Below are 4,859 nucleotides of genomic sequence, written 5' to 3' on the forward strand. Positions count from 1 at the left end.
GACTCAATTGCTTCGAAACGTTGCCAATCTTATCTTGCCAGATGCCCAAAATGTTTTACAAAGCAAATAGCTTTCTAACAAAATTTTTGACTTTCACGGAAAGATGAGTTATAATATAGTCGTGCTAAGCGCCCGTAGCTCAGTCGGATAGAGTAACGGAATCCGAGTCCGGAGGTCGCAGGTTCGAATCCTGCCGGGCGCGCCAACGCTTCTCAAGAAATATAGAAATGGCAAGGGGTTTTTACCCTTGCCATATTTTTTATGTCAGTTTAATATTTTAATCTTTGGGGATATTTTGGGCAACGGTGCCGGTTAATTTTGGTACCTTAAGATTACATACCACCTGGATCGAAAAAACATACTAGTGATGGAGGTGATATTCATGCCACAGGCCCAGCAAATCATGTGCAGTGTGAACAACTGTCATTACTGGGGCAAAGGAAACCGCTGCGAAGCCCAACAGATTTTTGTGGTATCAGATAAATTTGCCGACACGGCTACCGACCATATTGACGCTCCCCAAGCCAGTATGACACAGGCAACCCCGGTGAACAATTGCATGGAGACGGCCTGCAAAACGTTTGTTCCCAAAGGAAGCTACATGGCAAGTGCCGATGGGGTCACTAAACAACAATAAAACCTTGAAACACTCATCAACCGGGATATTCCCGGTTTTTGGATTTTATATGGCTAAATCCTTAATTTTATTAAACAGCCTTCCGTAGTCCTCTTTCATACTAGCAATAAGAAATTCACGGTCAATAGCCCTGTAATCGGTTCTCTTGGCCACCTCGGCAAACCTATCCCCAAATAACTCTTGACCAAGAAGATCGGAGCTAAATCTAATCTTTTCATCGGGGCTACTGATGAAGCTACTGTTAATTATATCCAGCCGGATCTTCTCAACCAGACCGTAAAGTTTGTTGATCAGCACCATTTCCTCAAAAGATAAATGGTTGCTCAAGTTGGCTATGTGGACGGAAAAATCCCTGGCTGCCGAAATATTATGGGGTGCGCCCCGGTCTCCTCTTCTAACTCTAATTATCTCCCTTATGGCGGTAAACAGGTCAATATAGATTATCCGTGCACTTGCCTTTTTATTCAGGTCTTTTTCCTGCTTAATTCTAACCTGTTGAGCTCTAATGTTATCGTCAGTCGCTTTCTTGATACCGTAGTAACTGCATAACCCACCAATTATCGAGCCTACCAAACCGAATATACCTGCCAAAAGGGTACTGTCCATCCTTCATCCCTTCTGAGCGTCTTGATGCTTTCTCCCGTTAATATTAAACCCTCAACCCCCATTTAATATTCACTTCAGATACTTACTGTCCAAATAACTACCGCCATCTTTTCTTCGCCGCCAATAACTTACTGGTAAAATCTTCTCGCTGCTCCGGCAGTTGTCCACCATGTTGCGTCTGAGTCTCCGGTGTTCCTTGAATTTTTTTAATTTCTTCTGTGGAAACTTTCATCCTAAGGGTCTCTTTAGCTCTGGCTACCTCTGATTTTCTCCGTTTAAGCCTGCCAATGGTCTCATCAGACCTATCCTCCACTTTTTCCCCGTTGCTCAACCTCTCCGCCAGGAAGCCTCGCAGTCGCCACCAATCTTCTTTACTGAACCAGAGTCTCCTGACGGCAACATCAAAGGGCAGGAGAAAGGCAGCCAACATTAAGAAGAACGGCCACCAATCAGTCCGGCCCCGTACCGGTGCCAGGTTGGTGGCAAAGGCCTCCCGGGGTTCGGAAATCACCGCACCGCCTCCCGCTTCAGCTATCGCGTGGAGAAAGTCTGGATCCGTTCCCCTCATTCTAAATTCCGGCGAATAAGGTATTGCTAAACCTGTACTTTGGGCTGCAATTACTTTCTCACCCTCCCTCAGGACCACCTGAATCAAGTATACGCCAGGATCAAAGCTAGGAAATTCTCCTTTAAATCTCCCGGGACCAACCGGTTCCAGGAGAACTCTCTCCCCTTCCAGCTCCGGCCCCACGATGGTTGCTTCCGCCACCCTGCTTTCCTCCGTCCCAAAGGGAACTTCCGCGGTGATTTCCATCCGGTTTCCCACCAACCGGGTATCCACACTGATGAGTCCGGTATCATCCCTAGGCAGGGTCCAGGTAACCAGGTCTGCCCAGAAGCGAGCGAATCCCGCCCTGCCGACCCACCGGGACGACCAGCGGCCGGCGGCATCGCTGGTATAGGCCACCGTCCGTCCCAGTCCGTACTGCCAGTGCGCCAGCAGTGGATCGTCCCGGTGGGTGACCAACGATACCTCCGCCGTTTCTTTGGGTGATACGGCGACGTAACCATCGAGAGCGGGAACTCCGGATCTCAAACTCTCCACCAGGGGACTATTGGAACCAATCTTCGGGGTGAAAGTTTCCTCCACGACATAAGTGCGGGCGGCCAGCATAGTCTCCCGGGTTAAAATACGGGGAATGCTCTCAATATCATCGGTAAAGTAATATCTTCCCTGTCCCCACTCCGCCAACTGAGACAGCAGAAACGTATCGGCGTCATCGCCCACGGCTACTGTGGACAGAGTGATTTTATACTTTTTCATTTCCTCCGCCAGACGCTGGTAATCTCCTGAAGTTGCCGACCGGCCGTCAGTCAAAAGAATGATGTGTTTAAGCCTGGTTTTAGCGTCCTTCAACGCCTCGTAGGCCAGGTTCAACCCCGGGTAAATATCCGTACCGCCGCTCGCCCGGATGGTGCCTATCAAATTCTGAATTTCCCGCAGGTCGTCCAACTTCTGCAGCGGAACCACCCAGCCGGCCCGTCCGTCGAAGGCCACCACCCCAATTCGGTCTTGAGGGCCGAGGATCTCGGTAGCTTGAATGGCCGCCTCTTTGGCTAATTCCATCTTGCTCACACCGCCAGTACCCCCGGACATACTGCCTGACTTATCTATGACCAGCACCAATCCCAGGCTCGGTACTTCCTCCTTATGACGCAAATCCATATAAACGGGGAGGGCTTCCTCAACCGGAGTTTTGAAATAGCCGCCCAGACCGAAGGAATCCTCTCCGCCTACCATTACCAATCCCATTGCCAAATCGCGAACGGCGATACGCATGGTTTGCATAACCCGTTCGCCTAGAGCGGAAGCCGGTACGTTGGCCAGAACCACCGTTGCGTATTGCTTGAATTCCGCCAGGGTACGGGGAACCCTCTCCGCAGTTACCAAATCAACCTGAAATCCCGCGGCCGCCAGAGCCTTCCCCAAGAGCTTTCCTTCCCCTCCGTCTCCTTCCACCAGCAGTATTCGCGGTACCCCCTGCACCCTGGTAAAGGCCGCCGCCTCGTTGTTCCTGTAATTGCTGTCAACGAAAGGTTCAATAACGACGCGAAACACCCGAAACCCCGGAGTGTTTTCCTTAACTCCAACCGAAAAAGTATTTTCTCCCGCCTGTAGGCTGACCGCCTGCTCTAAAATCATATTTCTGCCGGCAAAGAACCTCAACACCGCGCCAGTGGCAAAGGAACTCTCAATTACCGCTTTCAGCTCCACTACCTCCCCCTGGCGGGAATACTCCGGTGCTTCCAGACGGGATACCAGCACTTCTCTTTCGCGGGACACCTTTAATGGAACAACATCCACCCTCACTCCCTGATTTTTCAAAGCTTTCGCGGCTTCCACGGCGTCGCCTGTAGTCTGGCGGCCGTCGGAAATCAACACTACCCGCTTTCTTGCGTTCCCGGGCAGCAGGGCACCGGCCAACCTCAAGCCTGCGGCTATGTCGGTGGCATGAGGTGAAGGGAGCGTTTCCAGCCTGGTGAATTGTAATTCCGGAGAAACCGGTTGTTCCACCATCGCCTCCCCGCCGAAAGCTATTACTCCGGCCCAGTCAGAATTCCCTTTAACTGCTATCGCCTGCTTAATCCATGTTTCTGCCTCTTTTTTAACTTCCTCTGTACTGGCCGAGACATCTACGGCGAAAACAACTGCCTGACGGTTTATTACATACTCGAATTCAAGTCCGGCCAGAGCGAGCAACAAGCACGTAACCATAAAAAAGCGCAGAGCAAGGGCTGCCTTCAGCCGAACCCCATGTAGCTGATGCCCTTTTTTCCACCAGTTGAAAACCAAATAGAGGATTACCGGCCAAAGCAGTAAAACATAAGGATGAGTGAAGCTAATACCCACGAGCATACACCCACCCTTCCAAAACCAATACCAGCAGGGCCAGCCATGCCCCGTAACGCCACAATTCCTTATTAGTCAGCCTTTGGCTGCGGTCCGTCGTTACTCGGTTCACAGGGAGTTCGATCTCCCGGGGACGAATAATTGCTTCCCGGCCTCGTCTCGTATTAACGGCAAAATGACGAATAATTTTCCCGTCTTCCCATTCCTGCACTACCGTATACACTCCTGCCTCATCGGTGTCTTGAAACCGGGTATTGGCACTAACGGGCAACTCGATTGTCCTGCCGCCGGGTTTTTTCACTAGCAATCTTTCCGCCTGGGGAACGGTATTTATTACTACCGTCTCTCCGGTAAACAGTTGATCGCCGCCGCTTACCCACTGGGGTAACAACCAGGTCAGCATATTTTGCATAAGGATGGGAAAGGCAGTCCGCAAAGGCAAGTCCGACTGGTGAAGGTCGAATCCGAAAACCGCCACCCTGGCCTTGCCCAAGGCTCCCACCATGATAAGGGGAGTAAGGTCGTTTCTTACCAATACCTTTCCACCGGGAAGGTTACCAATTTTTCGGGTTACCGCTACATGCACATCGGAAAAGTCTACATACTTTAATAACGGGTCATTCCCTTCCGCTAGGCTCAAATTTGCTCCCTGTACGTATCCACCGGAAGGGATAAAAGGGTTCCCTTCCGGCGGGTCAAATATCA

3 protein-coding genes, 1 tRNA gene and 1 pseudogene are annotated in these 4,859 nt (G+C 50.9%); 2 read left to right on the top strand and 3 right to left on the bottom strand.

All coding sequences use genetic code 11. From position 1 onward, the window contains the following. The first annotated feature begins 128 nt into the window (after positions 1-128). Together KKC1_RS06830 and KKC1_RS06835 are read left to right on the top strand one after the other, a co-directional pair. A tRNA-Arg gene (locus tag KKC1_RS06830) sits at positions 129-205 on the top strand. A gap of 177 nt (positions 206-382) precedes the next feature. Beyond that, entirely contained in the window at positions 383-637 is a 255-nt protein-coding gene (locus tag KKC1_RS06835; RefSeq protein WP_088553736.1) for a DUF1540 domain-containing protein, read from the top strand. A gap of 45 nt (positions 638-682) precedes the next feature. Here KKC1_RS06835 and KKC1_RS06840 read toward each other — a convergent pair whose 3' ends face one another. The 3 genes and pseudogenes from KKC1_RS06840 to KKC1_RS16250 form a co-directional block, all read right to left on the bottom strand. Beyond that, a complete protein-coding gene (locus KKC1_RS06840; protein WP_088553737.1) occupies positions 683-1,243 on the bottom strand; it encodes a hypothetical protein in 561 nt (186 codons plus the stop codon). Between the two features lie 97 nt (positions 1,244-1,340). After that, positions 1,341-4,160, bottom strand: a complete 2,820-nt coding sequence (locus KKC1_RS06845) for a VWA domain-containing protein (protein WP_088553738.1) — start codon at positions 4,158-4,160, stop codon at positions 1,341-1,343. Further along, positions 4,144-4,859, bottom strand: a pseudogene (locus tag KKC1_RS16250) (hypothetical protein); the annotation flags it as partial. The gene KKC1_RS06845 and the pseudogene KKC1_RS16250, both read right to left, overlap by 17 nt.

The sequence above is a fragment of the Calderihabitans maritimus genome (genome assembly GCF_002207765.1).
Classification (GTDB): Bacteria; Bacillota; KKC1; order Calderihabitantales; family Calderihabitantaceae; genus Calderihabitans; species Calderihabitans maritimus.

What these genes read in the sequence shown, in the direction of transcription:
- KKC1_RS06840 (WP_088553737.1), bottom strand. Translation starts at nt 1,243, where the DNA reads ATGGACAGTACCCTTTTGGCAGGTATATTCGGTTTGGTAGGCTCGATA.
- KKC1_RS06835 (WP_088553736.1), top strand. Translation starts at nt 383, where the DNA reads ATGCCACAGGCCCAGCAAATCATGTGCAGTGTGAACAACTGTCATTAC.
- KKC1_RS06845 (WP_088553738.1), bottom strand. Translation starts at nt 4,160, where the DNA reads ATGCTCGTGGGTATTAGCTTCACTCATCCTTATGTTTTACTGCTTTGG.